11 protein-coding genes are annotated in these 24,128 nt (G+C 40.4%); 1 reads left to right on the forward strand and 10 read right to left on the reverse strand.

What is annotated here, in order from left to right:
- Positions 1–148 precede the first annotated feature (148 nt).
- The 8 genes from GSQ19_RS03365 to GSQ19_RS03400 form a co-directional block, all read right to left on the reverse strand.
- Positions 149–5,575, reverse strand: coding sequence for a trifunctional serine/threonine-protein kinase/ATP-binding protein/sensor histidine kinase (locus GSQ19_RS03365; RefSeq protein ID WP_011321378.1), 5,427 nt, complete (start codon positions 5,573–5,575; stop codon positions 149–151).
- 335 nt (positions 5,576–5,910) lie between these two features.
- Positions 5,911–7,254, reverse strand: a complete 1,344-nt coding sequence (locus GSQ19_RS03370) for an FAD-binding oxidoreductase (RefSeq protein WP_011321379.1) — start codon at positions 7,252–7,254, stop codon at positions 5,911–5,913.
- A gap of 362 nt (positions 7,255–7,616) precedes the next feature.
- Positions 7,617–8,351 (reverse strand): class I SAM-dependent methyltransferase, encoded by a 735-nt coding sequence (locus tag GSQ19_RS03375; protein WP_011321380.1) that lies wholly within the window; start codon positions 8,349–8,351, stop codon positions 7,617–7,619.
- Positions 8,352–8,388: 37 nt separating this feature from the next.
- The gene (locus GSQ19_RS03380) at positions 8,389–9,078 is read right to left on the reverse strand and encodes a hypothetical protein (RefSeq protein ID WP_011321381.1); all 690 of its coding nucleotides are present in this window, start codon (positions 9,076–9,078) and stop codon (positions 8,389–8,391) included.
- 231 nt (positions 9,079–9,309) lie between these two features.
- Positions 9,310–10,089, reverse strand: coding sequence for a class II glutamine amidotransferase (locus tag GSQ19_RS03385; protein WP_011321382.1), 780 nt, complete (start codon positions 10,087–10,089; stop codon positions 9,310–9,312).
- 367 nt (positions 10,090–10,456) lie between these two features.
- Positions 10,457–11,971 carry an anthranilate synthase component I gene (gene trpE / locus GSQ19_RS03390; RefSeq protein WP_011321383.1) on the reverse strand — a complete coding sequence of 505 codons (1,515 nt, stop codon included), beginning with the start codon at positions 11,969–11,971 and terminating at the stop codon, positions 10,457–10,459.
- Positions 11,972–12,118: 147 nt separating this feature from the next.
- The gene (locus tag GSQ19_RS03395) at positions 12,119–12,538 is read right to left on the reverse strand and encodes a photosystem I reaction center subunit II PsaD (protein ID WP_011321384.1); all 420 of its coding nucleotides are present in this window, start codon (positions 12,536–12,538) and stop codon (positions 12,119–12,121) included.
- A gap of 102 nt (positions 12,539–12,640) precedes the next feature.
- Complete coding sequence (locus tag GSQ19_RS03400) at positions 12,641–14,653, reverse strand: DICT sensory domain-containing protein (protein WP_011321385.1); 2,013 nt, start codon at positions 14,651–14,653, stop codon at positions 12,641–12,643.
- Positions 14,654–15,534: 881 nt separating this feature from the next.
- Between GSQ19_RS03400 and GSQ19_RS03405 the strand changes: the two genes are divergently transcribed.
- Positions 15,535–17,817, forward strand: a complete 2,283-nt coding sequence (locus GSQ19_RS03405; protein ID WP_011321386.1) for an amylo-alpha-1,6-glucosidase — start codon at positions 15,535–15,537, stop codon at positions 17,815–17,817.
- A gap of 106 nt (positions 17,818–17,923) precedes the next feature.
- On the opposite strand, the gene GSQ19_RS03410 is transcribed toward GSQ19_RS03405, so the two are convergent.
- Positions 17,924–21,037: a beta strand repeat-containing protein gene (locus GSQ19_RS03410; protein ID WP_011321387.1), complete on the reverse strand. Its 3,114-nt coding sequence runs from the start codon at positions 21,035–21,037 to the stop codon at positions 17,924–17,926.
- A 433-nt stretch (positions 21,038–21,470) separates the two neighbouring features.
- A complete protein-coding gene (locus GSQ19_RS03415; RefSeq protein WP_011321388.1) occupies positions 21,471–23,951 on the reverse strand; it encodes a DUF4114 domain-containing protein in 2,481 nt (826 codons plus the stop codon).
- Positions 23,952–24,128 lie beyond the last annotated feature (177 nt).

Genomic DNA, 24,128 nt, shown 5'->3' on the forward strand with positions numbered 1-24,128 from the left:
GCCGTTTGAACTACTTATAAGACAAAGCTGTTTATGATTGTCATTTCATAGACAGCTTTGTCTTTTGCTTAAGTAGAACAATGCAACAAAACCAAAGATAATTTCTAACATCGAGCTACTTATTTAAGTAGGGTACAGTATTTAAAAACTATTTTAAGGAGATTGGCAACTTGACTATAAAAGTCGTTCCATCTGTTAATGATGGCAGACACTCCAAACTTCCTTGATGTTTTTCTACAATCTGGTAACTTATTGATAAACCCAAACCTGTACCTTTACCAACTGGCTTAGTGGTAAAAAACGGGTCAAATATTTTGCTTATAATATTACCATCGATGCCAATCCCGTTATCCGTAACGCGAATAACTGCTTGTTTAGTATCATCTACAATTGAACTAATCCAAATTGTTGGACTAAAACTTATTTCTTGACCGTGATATGATTTACATTTATTTTTTCTTTCTAATAGGGCATCAATAGAGTTAGTCAGCAGATGCAGGAAAACTTGATTTATTTGACTAGCATCACAGGTAATTTTAGGTAAGTCGCCGTATTCTTTGATAATTTGAATATCTGGTAGCCTTTGCTGCAAAATCATGAGGGTATTATCGATACCTTCATGAATATCAACTTCTTTAATTGCTGACTCATCTAATCGTGAGAAGTTGCGTAATGATATAACTATATCACGAATACGTTCTGCTCCGTTTTTCATCGAAGTGAGCAGCTTTGGCATATCGTCTTTAATAAAGTCTATATCATATTCATCCGCTATTTCCAGAATTGTTTCTTGAGAGTCTGGGTACTCTGCTTGATAAAAATCGATAATATCTAGTAAGGATTTACTATAATCTTTGATGTGAGTTACATTACCATAAATGAAATTGATAGGATTATTAATTTCATGAGCTACACCTGCTACCAATTGCCCTAGTGAAGACATTTTTTCATTATGAATTAATTGGGCTTGTGTACGTTGTAGCTCCCCCAGAATAGTTTGTAATTGATGATTTTTATCCTCTAGTTCTTGGGTTCGCTGTTGAACCCGCGTTTCTAATGTTAAATATAAACGCGTATTTTCTAGAGAAATAGCGGCTTGTGCTGATAAAACTTGTAATACCTCTAGTCTATCTTCAGTAAAAGCATGACTAGTGAGATTATTCTCTAAATATAGAATTCCCGTCAGTTTCCCTTGGGAAATAATTGGTGATACAAGTATTGATTTTGGTCGATAATTGATAATATAAGGGTCTTTATTGAAATCTTCAGCATGAGTTACATCATCTAAAACTAAAGGTGCCTGAGTTCTTTTTACATAATTAATTACAGAGGCTGGTAATGCTTGACTATTGGTAATGGGTATGGCTTGTAATGTTTTAATAATTCCTTCCTCCATTAATGAGCCTTCAATAACTAATTTTTCATCTTTTTTAGCAATAAAAAATACCTTCTGCGCCCCTGCATTTTCCTTAGCTAAAAACATAAGTTTTTCTAGTAATTTTTCTAAAACTATTTCGCTACTTAGTGCTTGAGAGGCTTTAACCACTGTGGAAATATCTAGAGATAGATTCCTTGTGGAAGTTGTAGATCCTTTAGTAAGAGTAATATGTGATTGGGTTAGCGTCCCTGTTCTCGTGAGTAAATTAGAATAACGTTTTTCTAAGTCTTTGGCTTTGGCGATCGCCCCCCAACTTATATAATTATAATGAGCTTCATCCATATAGCTTTTAGCTAGCTTTGTCCTACCCAATTGTGAGTAAAATATAGCAGCTAGTTCATTGGCGATCGCCATCTCTTGGATATAACCCTGTTCTTGAGCAAGAGTAATAGCACGGTCATAATAATCCATAGCTTGGTAGTTTTTGCCCTGAATTTTATATATTTCTGCTTCGACTAAATAGAATTTGTGTAAAAAATTCATGGGAGCGGATTCCGCCCATTTTCTCATCTTCTCCTGGTTATTTTGTACTTGTGTAAGTATACGTTGTTGCCCAGATTCGGCTTCATTAGTATAAATTGCTAATTGTGTCAGCGAATCATAAAAGTAGAAGATAGGCACAACAAATTGTGCCGTAGCACCACTAATATTTTGAGCCGCTATACCTGCATGAATCCTGGCTTGCTCATGCTGACCAAATAGATAATTCAGAATGGTTTTATATAAATGAAAATAGTAAATCCCTAAGTAGTCATTAACAATTTCATATTGTGTGAGAGATTCCTGTTCATTATAATTTTCACCAATTAAACAACAAGCATCTTGAGAATTATCCATCAAGTTTACAACAACTTGATAGAGCATATATTGATGACTTAATGGTTGTTCTTGTTTTGTTTGACGAATAGCACAATTGGCGTTTTCTATTTTCTGCTTTAGATTACTTAATTCCTCACCTTGCCAATATAAAGAACAACACCCAAATTGGTAAAACCATGCTGTATATTCTAAATCTCCACCCTCAAGACTGTATTTCGCTCCCATTTTAGAAAAGTGTAGAGTTTCTCTAAGATGGGTTTTCCAATGAAAAATAAAGTTACTCACATAAAATAAAATCTTGCCCTTGATAAATGGGCTTAAATCTGCTGTTAAATCCAGTGCTACTTTGCCTAATTCATAACCTAATTCACTATCATTAATTACACCGCACAAAATCAGCGCATAAGCTGCATAAGCTATGGGAGAAGAAGCAGAGTTTCCATAAGTTAAAGATAATTTCACTCGTGACAAGTTAATCAGCAGCATCAGCTTGGGAGAAGCTGAATAAGCAGCAGTGGAAATTGTATCTAAAATATCCATAGCAGCCAACGAGTTAACATCAGTCATCTCAGGTAGGTGCAGCAGACTTTGAATGTTATTTCTAGGGATTAAGGAATTGGTTTCTAGTAGCACTTGATTAACAAAATCATCAGTCGGCTCTTCTGGAAAATTAATTCCTAGTTGATTCAGTAAATTCAAGCCAAGACTCAAAGCTTCTTGCAACTGTTTTTGAGCTATAGCTGTCAGAATTTTTAGATTATAAACCTTGGTTTTCTCTTGTAAGTTATGAGCATTATTAATCACAACATTTGCCAAACCCTGCATTTTATCAAACTGTCCACAGAGATAAGCCGCTTCTGTTGCTTCTTGATATAGATTCAAGATAGTTTTGTAATTAGTTAACCATGATGATTCACCTATAAGTTTTATAGCCATCATGAAATAACTAAGAGCAGGTTCATAGGCTGTTGCCTGTTGTGATTTATGTCCAGCAATGAAATTTAATTCTATTAGTCTATTTTTTTCTGAATCATCAATAACAAGATCAACACTCTTATTCAACTGATTCACAATATCAAAAACATGGTTTTCTATATCTTTTTCTTGGATATTGTTAAGCAATAAGCGACCTATTTTAAGGTGAGTATATTTTTTTTGATTCTCAGGAATCAACGAATATGCAGCTTGTTGTACCCTATCATGTAAAAATTTATAGAGGATTTGTTTACTATCAAATAAAATATCATCTTGAGCGTCAAATAGTAGGGGTATACGATATGTCTCACTCAAAGGTAAAATAAGACCACATTGCAGAGCATCATCAAGCTCATGTGCAGTATCAAATACCGATTTTTCATTTACTAATGATAGGACATAAAGGTTAAAATTGTCGCCAATACAAGCTGCTAACTGTAATATTTTCTGTGTTTTTTCTGGCAATAATTGAATGCGGCTACACACTAATTCAACTACGCTCTTATCAGAAAGACCAACGGTAATAATTTTCTCAATTTCCCACTGCCACTGCTGTATATTAAAATCGAATACAAGTAGTGATTCTTGATGTAATGCCTTGAGTAGTTGATTAATAAAAAAAGGATTTCCCGCAGTTTTGTTAAAAACAAGTGTAGCTAAAGGATAGCATCGGGTAGTATTATCATGTAGGGTATCTTGAACAAAATGAACTACATTAGCTAGATCCAACGGTTGTAGCTCAATGTTGTTGATAATAATGCCAGATTTTTTAATTTCTTCAATAGTGCTGATTAGAGGATGAAGTTTGCTAACTTCATTATCACGATATGCTCCAATTATTAGTAAATATTTAATCGTCTGGTCACAAATCAAAGACTCCATCAAGTTTAATGTTGCCGAATCTGCCCATTGCAAATCGTCTAAGAAGATAACTAATGGATGTCCACAACAGCAAAAAACCTGAATAAAACTTTGAAAAATCTGATTAAATCTATTCTGTGATTCATGAGGACTTAGTTGAGATACTTCTGGTTGTTTACCAATAATCAATTCGACTTCTGGTATGACATCAATAATTACTTTTCCATTACTACCAACTGCTTGCAGTATATTGCTGCGCCACATTTCTAGTCTTTCTGTAGATTCTGTTAAGAGTTGGCGCATTAAGGAAGAAAAAGCTTGAACGAGGGATAAATAAGGTATATCTCGCTTGAACTGATCAAACTTACCGCTAATAAAATATCCCTTAACTTGAGTGATGGGCTTATTAACTTCATTGATAACGGAAGTTTTACCAATACCGGAGTAACCGGATACTAATATTAACTCACTGTTACCACGGCTAACTCGTGCGAATGAAAGGAGTAGTTGTTCAACTTGGGTCTCTCGTCCGTATAGCTTTTGGGGAATAATTAGCTGAGAGAAAACATCTAGACGACCTGGAGTAAAATCAGCGATCGCTCCTGTATGATTAAGTTGTTCTAAACATTGTTCTAAATCAACCAATAATCCTTGAGCAGAGTAGTATCTATCTTCTGCATTTTTAGCCATTAACTTGTGGACGATACCGACAACAGCATTGGGTACGTTTGCAGCTAGCTGCTGTATGGGTGTCGGCTCCTTGGCAATATGAGCGTGTACTAATTCTAAGGGTTCACTGCTGTTAAACGGTAATTGTCCCGTCAGCATTTCGTAAAGTGTAATTCCCAATGAATAGAAGTCGCTACGGTAATCTAGGTTACGGTTCATCCGTCCCGTTTGTTCTGGCGACATATAAGCTAGTGTTCCTTCTAGCTGGTTGGGGTTGATAAGTTGTGGCGTTTCCTTTTTTAAACGGGAAGCAATGCTAAAATCAGTGAGTTTAATAATTAAGTTAGACAAGACTTCTGGCGTTTGTTGTAACCTGGTTCCTAAATTTTTAATGATGATATTGCCGGGTTTAATATCTTTATGAATGATTTTATTGTCGTGAATGTAGACTAAAGCACGGGTGATGGCGATGGCAACTTGAAGAGTCAGTTGCAAAGAAGGCTGATGGTTATAAAGATAATGTTTGAGGCTAATACCACCAAAATCTTCAAATACTATTACTAATCGTTTGTGATGAGTTTCCAAACTGATAACCTTGACAATATTTGGATGGTCAAGGTTAGCAGAGATAGAATATTCGTGTTTAAATCTGACAATTGCTTCTAGAGAAAAGTAATTGTCTATTAAGACTTTGAGAATGGTGGGAGTGTTACCATCCACTTTTGTAGCGCGGTAGATGTTAGTGTTGGCTCCAGAATGGGCAAGTTCTAAAATTCTGTAGCCAGATACTTGAATATTATGGGAAATTACCACGTTCTTCTTCCTAGACTCAAATTATTGTTATGGCTATCCTCAATGAGTTTTGAGAAATTAATTCTTGGCTAACGCTGTCCTTCTTAATTCTGACTAAGGAAGAGTTAAAGGGGAATAATCTCTAATTCTCAATAATGATTTAAGGCAATATACAACCTGATCTCAAACCTAATCCCCAACTTATTCCCTTATAGGTCTTGTGCCAACCCAGGAAAGTAAGTTATGAAAACAGATTTAAAAAATAAGTTGTACATCACCTAATTTAGGATTGCTATATGTCTAGGATTCCCATTAATTTCAGTTACTAACAAAATTACAGCAGATTAAAAACTCTACTAGCCGAGAATATGACTTGGATCATACCGTTGTTTCATAGTCTCCCAAGTCTCATAACTGGTACCATAATGCTGTTGCCAATCAAAATCTGATTTACCAAGCCAACCGGAGAGATAGCGTTTTCCTCCTGCACTGAGAAGTATTTGACTAACTTTTGCTAACACGTCAAAAGTTTTGGTATCTCCAACTGGAACAGCCATAGGGAGAATTGCAAAACAAAGAATATTCTTGGCTGGTGGCATCATAAATAAGCTAGGTAGGTTATCAGATGCAACCATGATGGCTCTGTGTCCATCGCCCAAGCTTAGCGGTAACATATCCAGAATTTCTGGCAAGATTTCGGTCAAGGCTTCAGCACTAATGAAACATTCTATCCAAGGGTGAGCTTGATTCCATCCACCACTTGCCCGCATAACTTCAAAGCGGGGTTGGTAGCGAAAAACATGACTCACAGTTTCTTCATCTTCTGTATGGAAAAGCTGCCAGTAATTTAAGTTTTGTAATACATCACTTACAGATGGTGCTGCCTCATCATACTCAATGCCAACTTGTAGTCCATAAAGCCAATGGGCAAAGAAACTTTTACCATTAGTAGTTTGACGAATACCTTTAGCCGAAGTCCAACAGAATCCTTCTAAATGCTCTATTTGGTGATTTCTACTTAACAATACATGGTCATCCATCCAGGCTTTCAGAGAATCATAAAGTAGATGAAAAGTACGAATGTATTTTTTAGTTTTCCGTAGTGCTAATGTGGCGCTGGCAATAATGCCGCATCCTCCTAAACCACCTAAAACTGCATGGTAGAGTTCTGGTGCTTGTGTGCGGCTGCATTGGATATGTTCACCATTCCCGGTGATGATATGCAAATCAATCACATTGGCAACGACGGGGCCATAAGTTTTGGAAGTGCTACCAATACCGCCTGTGGAAAGTAGCCCTCCTACTGTTTGTTCCAAGTTGAGGGGGAGAACACAGGGAAGCATTCCGAATTTCATAGTTGTGGTAACTATATCTTGCCATGTTGCCCCAGCTTCAGTAGCGATCGCCTGCGTCACGGTATCTACTTTAGATATATGGTTTAGTCGCGTCAGGTCAAGGGTGAAAGCATCTTGAGCCACGGACTGTCCGCTTTGCGTGTAACCTTTACCACGAGCTTTGAGTCGTGAATTCTGTTGTTTGGCAAATTCTATTGCTGAACTGATTTCCTCAATATTGTGAGGTTGGATAATGCCAAGAGTATTACCTTTAATCAGATTGCCAAAGTCAGTAATAACGCTCGACACAAGACTCTGATCTTGGATTACATTCACCCCTTGAGCATCGATTTTTTGTTCACTCATGGTAATACCAATTCAAAATACCCTACAAAAAGCTAAAGCTACAAAATACCTTTCTGGTTATCCGCAGGATTACAAAATTAAGAATCAAGACAGAACAAGCGCTTGGGTCTGTATATCTGTCGCATTCTTGTTTTAAATTGGTATAAGCTAATGCGCGTCCAAATTGCATAACTACTAATAAGGGCTGTTAACATCTATATGTGCAAGCGCAGGCTAATCTAACAAGAATCAAATCGGATTTTTCTAGATGTATTAGAGAACACCAAAAAATAAATTATCCGGAATTGACGATTTGGTAGGGTGCGTCAGTACGATATATACTGACGCACCCTACATTTTGGATATTTTTATCTGGAAGTTCCTTAGCGGTGTTTAATTACTGCCCAAAATGCTGGTGGTGTTGCGTAGTTGCCATCAGGTAGTTTATGAATACTTTGGAATAAGCCTTCACCCTGACTGAGAATTTCAAAATCAGGAAAATATAATTCAATATCTTCTGCTGTGAAAATCCCTGGTCTAATGCCGTGTTCCATGACTAACAATAGTTCGTATGGTAATTGTCCATACTTTTCCAAGAGTGAGTTAAAGAAGTCAATACAGCCAGTACCTAATTCAATTAAATACATTGCTCCTTGTTTACCAAGAAGTATGCGTAAAGATTGACCAAGCAACTCCCTTTTTTCTACGGGAATGTGGTGAAAACCTGTTCTCATATAAATATTGGCATCACCGATTTCCGAATGTATTTGTGCAGCTTGTTCGGGTACTAAACCATCAAGAAGGCGATATGAAATATTTGCAGCAGTGTTTTCCTTAGCTGCTATTTCCAGCGCAGACTTAGAAACATCCAATCCGATCACTCTAGGGAAAAATTGCGAGAGAAACTTAGTTTGTGTACCATTACCACAAGCAAAGTCAATGAGTGGGAGTTCGGGATTAAATAATAATTCAAACCGTGGTAAATCAACGACTACAGCTCTTTCTACATTGGCATCCCACAAAACCGGAGTTGAATTAACTAAAGTTTTGTTCCAATATTGTTCCCAAGCATCAGCAACGTTAATGTCAGGTTTTTTGATAGCACTAAGCTTTTCCATAAGGCCTCCTAGTTTTTTAATTTACTGTTGTTACGCTCTACGAAACAGCGACCATCAATGCTGCGGAGGGAGATAACGCAATGGCTAGGCCATCAAACATCAGATCAAAAGCTTCATATATACGATCAATCATCTTGAGATGATGTATTTTTTGCTCATGATTTAACTGTATATTTCCAATTAAATCCTGCATTCCTGTCTCGAAAATCTCATGTTCTTTTTCAACGCCAAGATGATGACTGGAAAAGTATTTAAGAGATGTGTCACAGTTATTTTCTTTAATAAAGTCTGCAACACATTCAAAAAAAACATGACCTGCCGATTCTAGTGCAAGTATTAAAGTTATTCTTTCATAGTCATTGTTAGCACGAAATACTTCTGACATGAGTAAAAACGTTGCATCACGCACAGGAGTATGGAATTGATTATAGAGAACCTGCAAATTTGGCTGTTCCGTATTTAACGCCTTTAGGTCATATAAAAACCATTTATCATGACCGATATCTTCCATGAGGTGTTTTCTAATAAATTGATAGTATTCCTCATCAGTAATGAATGATAGATTAATTCTCAATAAGTCTTGAAATGACATTACCCAAAAGCCGACACTAGAAGCCATTCTGGCAAAATCTTCTAACTTAGAATCACCCAATTTTAAGTCCCGAAATAAACTGTGTTCGGCCAACAGTTTTTGTTTTGTTTCCAGATATTCTTGTATGGCTTTCATGGTGTTTTTATGATTACCTACTTGAATACAAGATAGCTTTCTTCATAATTAGCAATCATGGGTGCTAACACCGAGCTTTAAAAGAAAAAATATCTGAATTTTTTGGACAAAAATGCACTATTAAACTATCATGCACTCAGTAGTTACTTAAGTGATGATTACAGTATCTTCGTAAGATTTTTAACTCTGATTTAACGGTTTCTCAAAATCAATCTGTAATAGATGAGATGCTTAATTGAATATATGCCTTAGTGGCAAACCATCCTGAAAGACCAACAGTTCTCCTGGTTGAATTGGTGTCCAAACTTCGTTATCTGTAAGCGGCGTAGTGGCAATAACAGCAACGCGATCGCTTGGTGTTGTCAATTCATTAAAATCTACAGTCATATCCTGATCAATCAGGTGTGCAGCCGCAAAAGGTGCTTGACGGACTATGTAACTTAGGTTGGTTGAGCAATGGGTAAAGAAATGTTCTCCGTCAGATAGTAGATAGTTGAAAACACCGATTGCCGCTAATGTTTTTGTAACCTGTTGCAATACAGGATACAGTTTTTCTAGGGAGGGTTTACCTTCGGGAAAACTTTGCCGCAGTGTTTCTAATATCAAGCAGAACGCTTTTTCACTATCAGTATGACCGACAGCTTGATAAAAACTTTGTATTGGTGGTTGAAAGTCAGGTAAATTACCGTTGTGAGCAAACACCCAATATCTTCCCCAGAGTTCTCGGCGGAAAGGATGGCAGTTTTCTAAGGCGACTTCACCTTGGGTTGCCTTGCGAATATGGGCGATGACATGGGTAGAGTGAATGGGATAGCATCGCACAAAATCGGCTATCGGAGAATCTATAGAGGGTTTAGCATCTAAAAATATTCGACATCCCTTTCCTTCAAAAAAAGCAATTCCCCAACCATCACTGTGATGATCTGTCTTTCCTCCCCGCGCGGAAAATCCTTCAAAGGAAAAACAGATATCTGTTGGCACATTGCAATTCATTCCCAGTAGTTGACACATTAATATTGCAGCTTCTGAATTTTTGACTCATGCCTGAGAATCAAGATACTTCAGAATGCTGCCACAGTTTTGGTGCGATCGCTGCAATCTGAAAATTTTTAGATGTATAGCTGGGGATTGGGGACTGGGGACTGGGTGAAAAGTCTTTTTGTGTCTCGGTTGTATCATCTATTGATGTCCTAACACTACTGGCGACAGCTATAGCTGTTGACTGTTGGGAGGTAGCAAGGAAGAGGACAAGGGGCTGGGGAGGACCCCATAAATAAATTTAGGGGCTGGAAAAAATTTAGTAGGGTGGGCATTGCCCACCAAAACCATGAGCCGATCACCCTATGTATATTTAAGAACTCAAATACTAGGGCTGTATCTAGCGTAAGCAGCGAATTGCCAAGAGAAGTCCCCTAGCTTTATTTAAAGTTTCCTCATATTCTTTTTCTGGGTCAGAATCAGCCACCAAACCTGCACCAGCTTGTACCGTTACAGTGTGATCTCTGACTACCATTGTCCGAATAGCGATCGCACTATTTAATTGCCCTTCAAAATCGTAATAGCCATACACCCCAGAATACACACCCCGCCGACTGGGTTCTAACTCATTAATGATTTCCATCGCCCTAATTTTTGGTGCGCCGCTAACTGTGCCGGCGGGAAAACAGGCTTTTAATAAATCCCAGGCGTTTTTATTTGCGGCTAATTTCCCTACAACATTACTCACAATGTGCATTACATGAGAGTAACGTTCCACCACCATTAATTCATCAACTTTTACAGTCCCACTGGCACAAACACGCCCTAAATCGTTGCGTCCTAAATCCACCAGCATGACGTGTTCGGCGATTTCTTTGGGGTCTTGGAGTAAATCTGCGGCTAATTCTGCATCTTCTTTGGTTGTCTTACCCCGTGGACGAGTCCCCGCAATGGGGCGAACTGTGGCTACTGCTTCACCATCTCCATCCAGTTCCGCTTTTACCATCACTTCGGGGCTGGAACCGATGATTTGCCAGTCTTGGAAGTTAAAGTACGCCATGTAGGGCGAGGGATTGATCTGACGCAGGGAACGGTACAGAGAGAAGGGATCGCCGGTGTATTGGGTGGAAAGGCGTTGAGAAATGACTACTTGAAAGATATCACCCGCTTTGATGTACTCTTTGGCTTTTTGGACGCTGGCGCAAAATTCCGGTCGAGTGAAGTTGCTGGTATATTCTTGTGTTTCCCCCACGTTTTGGCTGCCTGGGGGTGTCCATTCTAATATGGTTTTTTGTGGCGATACGGGCAAAGATAGTTTGCTCACCATTTGGGTGACGCGATCGCACGCTTGCTGATACGCTGCTTTTAAATCTACATTTGGATCACGTAAATCAGCATAGGCGATCGCCCATATTTTCCGCTTTACCTGGTCAAATATTAACAAATGGTCTACCTGCATCCACAATCCATCAGGAATGTTGCGCTCATCTTGGGAATGCACTGGTACACGCGGTTCAATCCAACGAATTAATTCATAACCCCAAAAACCGAACAAACCGCCAATTCCTGGTGGTAGTTGGGGTAACTTGACTGGTTTATATGGTGCTAGACAATCGGCTAAAGCTGTAAATGGATCACCTGTAAACACAACCTGAGAAGCATCACGGTTTGTCTGAGTGGTCGTCTCACCCCTAGCTTCCAAAATCCATAAAGGATCACACCCCAGCAGACTATAACGCCCAATCTTTTCCCCACCTTCTACCGATTCCAGCAAAAAGCTATAAGGCTCTCCAGCGCAAACTTTGTACCAAGCGGAAACTGGTGTATCTAGGTCTGCCACCCATTCCTGATACACCGGCACAAAATTACCTTGCAAAGCTAGCTGAGAAAATTCGGAGAAATTGGGGAAAATCATCGGCAATTTGGAGATTGGGTAATGGGGATTGGGTACTAGGGATTGGGGATTGGGTAATGGGTATCAGGTATTAGAGAAGTTTCTCTCCCCTGCCCCCTGCCCCCTGCCCCCTGCTTTCCCTAGTCTCCAGTCCCTATTCCCTAGTTTCTAAGCGTCGTAGGTAGCTTTACCAGAGAACTTCACTTGTGAAGGATTGGGATTTTCCCCAATGCTGCGGGCGTTGAAACGGACTTTCTCACGACCTGGGTTGACTTTTTCTGGGAATACACCATCAGCTGGGTGGATGAAAGTGGTTTCGCCGCTTGGTAAAATCCGGTAAATTTTGTAATTGGTGATCTTGAATTTCCGGAGTTGACCGCCTAGCGCGATACCATATTCCTTCCGAGCGATATACAGGAGGTTTTCACCTTCGTGCATAGTAGCTGCACCACCTGTGGGCAGTTCAAAAACTTGCGCCTTGGGGCTAGTCCAGGTGATAGCATACTTTTCTTCTTCTACTGCTTTTGTGAGCAAGCCACCAGTGCTGCCAGCAAATAGGGGGGTTTTACCAGAAAGTGTTTCTGCCATAAGGTATTCTCTCAACGTTTTTAGGGCATCGTAACACCGCCATCACCATCATATTGCGATCGCGTTATAGTCTGTAACAGTTTTTAGTCATTGGTCAAACAACTAACGACTTTTAACTTTTGACCAGCTTTCTTCTTGACTATTTTGGGCGATGGGGATAGTGAAATGAAATTGGCTACCTTGGTCTTTACCTGTGGAAGCTGCCCAAATTGCGCCACCCCAACCGTTGACGATTTGGCGGCAAATTGCTAAACCTAGCCCTGTACCCCCTGCTGTGCGCCTTAATGCCCCTTCTTCTTGGTAGAAGCGGTCAAAAACTATTTCTAAGCGATTTGGCTCGATACCGCGTCCTGTATCGGCTACGGTGACTTCTACCATTTGACTACCATTGTGAGTGGCACTAATCTTGATCTCCCCTTGTGTGGGTGTGAATTTACAAGCGTTGTCTACGAGTTTTGCCAACACTTCTACTAGCCAATCACCGTCTGCTCTTACCAAGGGTAAGTTTCCGTCTATTTGGGTTTTAATCGCTGGTGGTTTCTCGACTCCAGGACGGATGCGGAGACGACTAAGGGCTAAATCGATACACTCTTGCAGGGTTAAGGATTCTGGATGCCATTCCACTCGACCGCTTTCTAAGTTAGAGAGAGTCAAGAAATCCTGCACTAGTTTTCGCATCCGTTCTGAGTCCGACAACGCAGTATTCAGCATTACCTGTTGCAATTCCACGGGCATATCTGGTTCGGTAGCTAAACTTTCTAAGCACACCTGAATTGTGGATAAAGGTGTGCGGAGTTCATGCCCAGTAATAGCTATCAAGTTGCTGCGGGTACGGTCTAGGGCTTCTAGTTGTTGGTTGAGTTCTTCCAGGTTGGCGTAAGCTTCTGCTTGAATTAAGGCGGCTCCAATTTGGGTGGCGATCGCTTCTACTAAATCTAATTCTCCTGGCTGCCATTGGTGGGGCGGAAGGGCGCAATAATGCAGTTCTACAATGCCTAATAATCTCCCTTGAAATACGACTGGTTCGATTAACCAAGAACGAATCGCCAATTTTTTGGCAATTAAGGACAATGTGGGGGAATTTGTAATCCGGAAGTCATTTAAGGTATCGGTGACACAAACACCTTCGCCATGATCTACCACCTCTTTAAACAGGGAATTGTTTTTTAATTCCCAGGTTTGACCACTAATTGAGACTGTCCCAGGGGTTAAAAATTCATGTTCGATCACAGCTTGGGCATCACTGGCTTGGGCGCGATAAATTAGGCAACGACTAGCTCCTAAATGTTGTCCTAATTCTTGGGCGGCGATTTGTAATACTTGGTGGGGATCAAGCGATCGCCGAATTGCTGTACTAATTGAGTTGACTAAACGTTCTTTTCGTGCTTGAGCCGCAATTGAACGGTAAGCTTTATGTAACTTGTACTGACTAGCTTGCAGGTAAGTCACTAAGCGCTGCACAAAAGGGTCAGTATCAATATCACAAGCATATTCAGTCAGAACACTAGTAGCGTTGGAGTAAATTTTCTTTTCGCCAATGCCAAATCGCTGGCAAGCCTTTGTCACTTTTTTTGCTAAGTCTGGTCGATAAACCAAAATCCTATCTAATAGCAGTTGGGCAGCTTTAATACTTACTCCCCTTTCAGATGTCCAAATACCTTCAAAGCGTCGCCCTGCATCCATATCTAGGCCAGGACTAAACTCAGGTATTTGCTGATTTTTGGCGATCGAACCCAGGCTTTCCCTACAGACCAAGCAAGTAGCATAATTGTCAGCTACTACGACCAAATGCCACTCTTGACTCAAAGCATCATCAGGCTCAAATGCTACTTTTTCGTAGTATTCCGAGCTATTGGCAAAATCAGTTTCCGGTGCAGATAGAACGTATATTTGATTACTACGTTGTGCCAATCGCTGATAGCGATGAGCTTCTTGGCGATAGAATCTCTCTCTTTGAAAGCTAGCAATCACTAAAGGCTGGTCTAAAGTCGCAGCCAACACCTGATCTTCCATCGCGTGGGAAAGGGCCGTCAATGAAGCTTTGAAATATAGCTGAGGCCGCAGGTAAGGTAGGGACTGTAGCAGATCACTCAGCACGGAAGTTGAAATGCTCATGAATATCTTTAAAGAAGCCCAATCTGAACTAGATCCACGTCACAGCTGCATTGTACAAATTACAACGGACTCTCAAGTAAACGAAAGTGTTGCGATTTGTAAATTAATGTTAAATCATACTTCTATCAAGGCATTTGCAACACTTTGCTGATTCCTGATAAGAGTGCTGAAAACTTTGTGTACACATTAAAGAACATAGAATCACTAATAGACTATCGACAGCAATGAATTTTGTGTCCAAACCTTGGCTGATCTAGGGTATAGACAGATCATAGCTAGTTTAGTCATCATTCCAGTTTTGTTTATGCAGTTATTTACATCGTAATTTTTCCTAAATTAGGCTACTAAGCCCAATATACATTCTCGAACAGCTCTCCTATTACACTGTTGGCAAGTTTCTTGGCTCAAAACCCGAACTCCAAAAATTACTAGGCATCCTCCAGCCTTACATAAAATAATGTTGTATCGTAGTTGAATATTCGCTACTCTGCTAGCTTTTTTTGTTTGATTTAGGGATAAGTCAAGTAAAAACTCTGATTTTTCAGGCTTGACTTAAGATGCAAACAATATAAATTTATAAAGATTTGTAATGTGGTTTGAGGTCTGATTATCCACCAGCATGATGTAAAGATCAAGATAATTTGGCTCCAATGCCTCGCCAGAGTTTTCTAGATAGAACTTACCTATGAAGGCACAAATTCAAAGTTATGGACAAAAAATTTAGGGGTATAGGTTTTCTGTTTTGACAAATCCCACACTTACCACCCCTGATATTTTCCCAAGGCTAGGAGTCCATTGGCTTAATTCTCACTCAAGCATATTCTCCCGACTAACGCTGATACGATCGCCAAAATTTAGACCTGTACACGGAATTTTTACTAATGACACCGGATACTCTGACTAACCCGGATAAAATCTTCTTGGATGGCAAAACTTTTATCCCCGCCGATCAATTACCGATTCCCGAATGGCCTTGTGTAGTGAGTGAAAGACCACAGCCAACGCTGACGGTTAAGGATGATGATTTATTTTTAGTTACAGACACAATTGGGAATATTTCTGGTTGTTCTCTGAATGATGGCAACCCCAGTATGGGTTTATTTTGCTGTGACACACGATTTCTCAACCGATTAGAGTTACAAATTGATGGGCGATCGCCTGTGCTTCTCAGTAGTACTGCGGAAAAAGGTTTCGCTTTGTCGGTTTTGTGTACTAATCCCAGAATCGACGAACGCATGAAGGCTGATAGCGTGAGTATTCGCCGGGAGTTGGTACTGAATGGCGCTTTATTTGAAGAAATCGAAGTAGCTAACTACAGCACAACGACTGTTGCTTTTGAACTTAGTATCAGTTTTGATGCTGATTTTGTCGATTTATTTGAAGTCCGGGGTTATGACAGAGACAAACGGGGTAAGCTTTTACGCCTAGTAGAACCAATCGCTGAGGATGGAGTAGCTGATGGTGACGGTGCTGTACAAACCCAGCATTTTGCCCACAAAGAACAGTCTTTAACCTTAGCCTATCAAGGACTAGATGGTTCGGTGATGGAATCTCGTATCCAATTCCAGCATCGCCAACCAGACGATTTTAAAGGTTACACAGCAATTTGGCGCTTAGAGTTGCCCTCTCACTCTACCCAAAAGCTGGGCTATCGGCTGAATATGTTCACCAATAACAACTCTAGTTCTAGGGTGAGTGCGGCTGTAACTTTAGTACAAGCCAAAGCATCCGAGATGATGGAAGAACAAAACTGGGTACAGAAAATTACTAATATTCGTGCCGATAAAAGTATCTTCAATTTGGTAATTGAACGCGCTGAACAAGATATGTATTTGTTACGTCAATCTTTTGACAAATACAAAACTGTTTCCGCCGGCGTACCTTGGTTTTCGGCTTTGTTTGGGCGAGATTCCTTGATTACAGCTTCCCAAACCTTGATGCTTAACCCCGAAATTGCCAAAGAAACTTTGATGTTGCTGGCTGCTTATCAAGGTAAACATGAAGATGAGTGGCGGGAAGAAGAACCAGGGAAAATTCTGCACGAGTTACGTTTGGGAGAAATGGCCAGATGTCAGGAAATTCCCCATACGCCATACTACGGCACAGTTGATGCCACTCCCCTATGGTTGATGTTGTATTCTGAGTACTATTCTTGGACACATGACCGGGAAACATTAGAGCAACTATGGCCTCATGCCCTAGCTGCAATGGAATGGATTGACCGCAATATGCAGCCAACTGGTTATCTCACCTACCACCGCAAATCTAAACGCGGTTTAGATAACCAAGGGTGGAAAGATTCTGGTGATTGTATTGTAGACCGTCAGGGCGATTTAGCTAACGGTTCCATAGCCTTGAGTGAGGTACAAGCTTACGTTTACGCTGCTAAAACCCGACTGGCGGAAATCGCTAGGATGAAGAAGCGCCTAGACTTATTTGAACGGTGGCAAGAAGAAGCCAGAAGCTTGAAGGAGCGTTTTAACCAAGATTTTTGGATCGAAGACCAGGATTTCTGCGCCTTGGCTTTAGATGGTGCAGGTAAGCAGGTAGACAGTATTACATCTAATCCTGGTCACTGCCTACTTTTGGGAATTTTCACACCAGAGAGAGCCTACAGTGTGGCAGAACGTTTACGCGCCCCAGATATGTTTAACGGTTGGGGGATTCGTACTTTAAGTAGTTTGTCCCCAGCTTACAATCCAATGGGCTATCACATTGGTTCGGTATGGCCTCATGATAATTCTTTGATTGCTATGGGATTACGATCGCTTGGTTTAATTGATCAAGCCTTAGAAATCTTCCAAGGTTTGCTTGATATGACGAGCCAACAACCTTACCTGCGTCCCCCAGAATTATTTTGCGGTTATGAGCGTAACGGCGATCGCTCTCCTGTACAATATCCTGTTGCTTGTACACCCCAAGCCTGGGCTACTGGGAGCATTTTTCAATTAATTCACATGATTGTCAATCTCGTACCCGACGCACCCAACAACTGCTTACGCATTATCGATCCTGCTTTACCAGAGTCAATTAGTAAGTTGTCATTGCACAATTTACAAGTTGGCACTACAGTCTTGGATCTAGAATTTGAGCGTTCCGGTGGTACTACTGCTTGTCGAGTCGCCAGAAAACGCGGCAATCTACGGGTAGTAATTGAGGCTTAAAACCCTGATTTCTCAAAAATCAAGACTGTAGAGACGTTGCACGCAACGTCTCTACATCGTTTATTAGTGCAATTTCATAGAGAATTGGTATAAATCTAATTACTGATCAAGCAACGATCGCCAAATCAGCCGCAGTTAAACTAGGTAAATTAATCAAATTAACCAACTCCGCACCAGTACCAAACCCAGCAGCACTGCCATTTTGGTTATAGTAAAGACTACCACTACCGATGCTGTAAACGAGGAATGCTGTACTGGTTGCGGCTAAATCATCATCCTCGACAGTGGTAAAATCAGATACTTGACTCAATCCATCACCAATAACACTACTTAAAGCCGTAAATGTCCTTTTACTCAAAACCAGCTTATCGCTTCCAGAAGTAAAGTCAGTCAGGATATCTATACCAAAATCGTTACTAGTAAAAGCTCGTCCACTACTATATAAAAAGCGATCGCTCTCAGTTCCACCTGTCAAGATATCATTGCCAGACCCGCCAATCAAAGTATCTGCCCCGCCTCTACCTGTTAACACATCATTACCATTGCCACCAGTCAGAGTATTATTGAGGCTATTGCCAATGAGGCGATCGCTGCCATTACCACCAACGACATTTTCAATCACATTATTAGCAGATAGGGTCAACTTTAAGTTACTGTTGATGGTCTGGGTGGCAATAGTACCTAAATTTACGCGTGCGGCGTTATTTGTACCAGCAAAACTGATCGTATCATTGCCGCCTGTGGTAATTTCTTGAATGCGATCGCTACCTAATGGTGTGGAAGCATTGAAATTGTAGGTATCATCCCCATTACCACCAGTCAGAATATTATTCCCACTATTCCCCGTCAATGTATTATTACTACTGTTACCAGTAGCGTTAATATTGCTACTGCCAAGTAAAGTTAAATTCTCAATCCCCTCCGCTAAGGTTGTGGTTACACTAGCTTGCAAAGTGTCAGTAATAGTGACAGTGCCAGAAGCTTTTTGTATAGTTGCATTGGTAGGGCTAGAAAGATTAACTCTCAAGGTTTCGTTAGCTTCATTGAGATTATCGTTCAGGATCGGAATTGTAATTGTCGCCGTGGTAGTATTGGCAGCAAAAGTTACAGTACCACTGCGGCTGGTATAGTCTGTATTAGCTGTAGCAGTACCAGCTACTGTAGAGTAGTTAACGCTGACTGGTTGACTAGAAGCACTGCTGAGGGTAACAGTTAAGACTGCTTGACTGCTTTGCCCTTCAACAATGGTGATATCGTTGATTGAAAGAGTGGGAAGAGTGGCTGTGTCATCATTGAGTATAGTTGCTAACGCCTGATTATCAGTGATGGTGGCGTTAGTGGCGTTGCTGAGATTAACGAAGAAGGTTTCGTTGGCTTCAACTGTTGTATCACCAGTTACAGCAACAGTGAAGGTTTTACTCGTATCCCCTGGATTGAAAGTTAATGTACCTGTTGTAGATGTGTAGTCACTTCCGGCTGTCGCTGTACCATTAGCTGTCCCATAATTAACTGTAATTGTCTTTTCACTGGCAGCCGATAGAGTGACAGTAAATGTGGTGTTACTTGTACCGCTATTACCTTCATTCCGGCTCACATCAGCAATAGCAATTGTAGGATTAGCATCATCATCGGTGATAGTTCCCAATCCTTGGTTATCAGCAATGGTAGCGCCAAGGGAATTGCTGAGGTTCAGGAAAAATGTCTGATTCGGTTCGGCTATAGTATCGCCTCTCACCGCAACAGTGATAGTTTTGTTGGTTTCCCCTGGGTTGAAAGTTAAGATACCTGTGTTTGAGGTGTAATCATTACCTGCTGTCGCTGTGCCGTTAGCTGTAGCATAGTTAACCGTAACAGCAGAAGTACTGGCGGCGGAGAGAGTGACGGTAAAAGTGGCATTGGTTGTCCCTGTGTTGCCTTCAGTAACGGTAACATTGTTGATGGTGATGGTTGGCAGGGTAGCAGATTGTACCTCAAATGCCCCAATATCTACTGTACCACCGCTAACTCGTGCCAAGCCTCTTTGGTCAAAGGGAGTGGGTTCTGTCGTGTCGCCATCACGGTCTATATCTTCTGCATCAGCCGGAATTAAATTATTGTTACCGGCATTTATAGCAGGACTACCAGCAAGCAGGGTGTGGGTGAGAGAGAGTCCACCGTTATTTTGTAAGGGGCCAAGTCCGGGGTTGGGGTTGACAATATCTGTACCTGTGCCTACAGTACCACTGGCTCCAGCTAGAGAGCCAATCAGGTTATAATTATTACCGTTAACTGTTCCTTGAATATCTTTGCCTGTCCCTTGGTAATCATAATTACCAAAATTTCCGGCAACAATTGTGTTCTTTAAATTGGCACTGCCTCTAATTCCACCTCCTCCTAAAATGCCTGCTGTATTATTGGTAATCGTGCTGTTAAGTATATTTGTGACGCTGCCCCCAGTAGAATCTATACCACCCCCACCGCTTCCTGCTGTGTTTCCACTAATTGTTGTGTTAACTAAAGCAATAGAGGAAAAACTACCGTTACCTTGAATACCGCCACCACTGCCTCTTGCACTATTATTACTAACTGTAGTGTTGATTACCGTCAATGTATCAAAGTTGTAGATTCCACCTCCACTACCTGAGTTGTTATTACTTATGGTGGAGTCAATCGTAATCAGAGTGCCAGAGTTAAGGATACCGCCACCGTTGAGGGCTTGATTGTTACTGATAGTAGAACCATTTCGTAAGTAGACTGTACCATTGTTGTTATAAATACCACCACCCCAGTTCCCACCCTCTGCACTATTGCCACTGACGTTAGTGTTGTACAAATCTAGGTAGCCATTAGAATCAACTCTAATACCTCCACCATCATTAGATATCTTGCCCCCCGTAACCACTACATTCTGTAAACTTAAAGCACCACCATTGAGGACATGAAAAACGCGATCGCTATTTAATAAACCAGACGCATCAATAGTCGCTTTCTCACCACCAACTGAGACAATATAAAGTACATTATTACGGCTCTTAATATCTAAATCACCTGTGAGGGCATTATCTTCATTAATCCCGTTCGACGTAAGATTGTAAGTTACACCGCCAGTTAACCGAATTTCATACTCAGTATTCGGATTAGCATTAGCAATTAAAATCGCATCTCGCAGAGATAAACCATTAGCAGCACTGCCATCATTTTGATCGGTTGTAGTATTGACTGTTAAAATAGTAATAGCCATATCACTGTCCTTATTTATCACAAATATGATGATGGCAGTGTAAAGTTCATCCTGAATAGGTGAAATGTCTAAGTATGCAATTAAAATTGCAGAAAACTGTATTGCTTAGTAGTGGTTTTTAATTTACCCAGATTTCTCACAAAATTCTGATAACTTAACGTGAGTCTCCAACAAAGGCGCACATTAACTTAATTCCAAAGTTTGTAGGGGTGGGTTGAGCGAAATACTCGTGAATTTCGAGTATATGGACTTCCAGATAAAAAATATCTTGGTATAGTTCAATACAGTTCAGTTAAGGCAACAACCTAGACTGGTGTAGGTTGGGTGGAGGAACGGAACCCAACATTCTCAAGACTTTGTTGGGTTCCGCTATCGCTCCACCCAACCTACCATTCTCTTAAATGAACCGTATTGAAGTATAAGTCCTAATATCTCAAGCAATACTTAGATTGACTCGCACAATCATATCATTGAAGTCTTTATCTCCACCATTTGGTAAATCCTCAAAGCCAAAGACATTGTTTGCCAATAGACGAATATGATCAACTCTATTACGGTTAGCGCCCAAGAATAAAAAATATACGGCTGGGTCGTTATTGGGATTGTTATCTAAAATTGTCTCTGGTCTACTATTAATAATGATGAATGGTGCAAATAAAGAACCGGGTTGGAACGTGCCAGTATAAGTTGCAGTTCCTCGGTTATTCACGACCAAATCAATCCCAGGAACACGACCATTAACAGCAGCTTGAGTATAACCAGATTGTCCAGGGAGAATATCTGCGGAACCATCATTATTGGTGTCAATACCACCATTCTCATCAGTCACCTGATAGAAGCCGATGAAGTTGTTGAAAGCCGCTTCTCTATTAACAACAAAATCAGCTTTTACTGATTGTGTCACCCCTCGTAAATCAATCAATTCTCCCTGTGATTGACTTTGTAAATTTGCACCTAAAGGTAAAGTTTGATTTGTCGTCTGAATCTTGACTACTAAATCTGCAAATCCACTATTATTACCAAATCCGTCTTCCCATCCTAAGGAAAACCCATCTGTTCCTAAGTTGGTAATTTTTTGGGTTGAGGAATTAGCCAATACTACATCTGAGATGGGTGTGATTCCTGCTAGTACGGCATCTGTACTACTATTTCTGACTAAATAAAACCTCAAATTATCGCCAGAATTAAATTCCAACAAACTAGCTAGATTATTGGAGTTAAATCCGTTTGGGTTGTTAGCTATAGCTGAGAAAATTACTCTGGCACGTTGTAGCGCTGCTTCAGTATAACCGACTGCACCAGGAGCAATACCATTAATGGTGCCATTAGCATCATCTACTGTAAAGACGCTTAATTCATTGGTAAAATTGGAATTGCGTCTTGTAAGAGTGACTTGGAGATTTACTTTGTCACTGTTGCCTTTGATGGTAAAGATATCGCTGTTAGGGTTCTGAAATAGTGGGATATCGTTATCAGTGATGCCTACTTCTATAGGATTTATGAGAATGTTATTGTAATTGACATCGTTACTGATAGCAGTATGGGTAATAGTATCATTACCGTCACCTTCTACTAGGAAATCATCTACTGCTGTTACAGTGACATTTTGCGCTACATTCCAATTTTCGGTAGTGAAGGTCAAAGTTCTGGGATTAGTACGAATTTGTTGACCATTACTGATATTGATAATGACATCATATGTAGGTTGACTAGTGAGTTTTATGGTGTAACTATCAGTTGTCCCATTTTCTGTAACTATAGTGTTATTACCAGTCTGGGTAATGATGACATCTGCATTATCATCATCGTTGATAGTGCCTTTAGCTGTGGCTGCTGTAGGACTGAGAATTGCACCATTAGTAGGATTGCTCAAACTGACGGTAAAGCTTTCGTTTGCTTCAACTAAGAAATCTTGAGTGGTGTCTACAGTAAAAGTTTTCTGGGTTTCTCCCTGTTCAAAAGTCAGGGTTTGGGTTTTGGCTACAAAGTCAGTATTACTAGCTGTGTCTCCTGTGGTTATAGATGTAGATACCGTCACAGTTTGCTGAGTTTGGGTATCTGCTGTACGGTTAATGGTGAAGGTGATGCTAGTGCCTTCGGTGGCAAAAGAGTTGGTAGTAGAGAAAATAGCGGTTGTGTAGTCAAAATCATCTGGTGTTAGAGTGTTGGCTTGGATGTTTCTCAAAATGCCTAACTCTCGCACAGTATTATTTATTCTAGCTTTGACAACTGTATCAGCACCGGTCTGCTGCAATTGCAAATCTTGGAATGTCCGCACTTCAGGGATACCGGCAACTATAACTTTATCGTCATTTTTAGTAAAGTCTAATACTTCGATGGGGACTTCGGGAACTGCTGCACTGGTAAGGAAAAATCTATCTAAGCCTGTACCTCCGGTTAATTGGCTACCTCTTCTACCACCGAAGAGTAAATCATCTCCAGCACCACCAAATAATCGGTCAGTATTGACTCCACCAATCAGGATATCATCGCCCTCATTACCGTAGAGGATGTTATTGCCTGTACCGTTAGAGACATCTAATAAATCGTTTCCCAGTCCCCCAGCGAGGGTATTGTAACCACTACCATCTAAAACTATCAGGCGATCGCTTCCTTGTCCTCCATCCAGGGTGTTATTTCCACCCTCGACTACAAACAGCTGATCGTTATCATCACCACCTTCTAGTGTATTGAAGCCTAGACTACCCAACGCATATAGATAATCTTCGCCAGCGTCACCTTTGAGGGTATCATTATTGTTGGCAAAAAGGCGATCGCTACCAGCACCACCCGCTAATAAATTATTTCCTTCACCGTTAGAAGCATCTAGAATATCATCGCCTTCCCAACCAAAAACTTGGTTATCTTTATTGGCATATAACTCATCCACACCAGAAGTGCCGTTAATAATCATATACTATATTTTTTACCCATTTCTTGTATAGAAATAGCTCAATTATTGCGGTATTAATAAATAATTAATCACCAATAAACATGAACTCATACAATAATTAAAGAATGTTTATCGAGAGATTATTAAAAGATTAATTTACACACTCCAACCATCATGAAGACAACAAAAAATCTGCCA

The sequence above is a fragment of the Trichormus variabilis 0441 genome (genome assembly GCF_009856605.1).
GTDB lineage: Bacteria > Cyanobacteriota > Cyanobacteriia > Cyanobacteriales > Nostocaceae > Trichormus > Trichormus variabilis.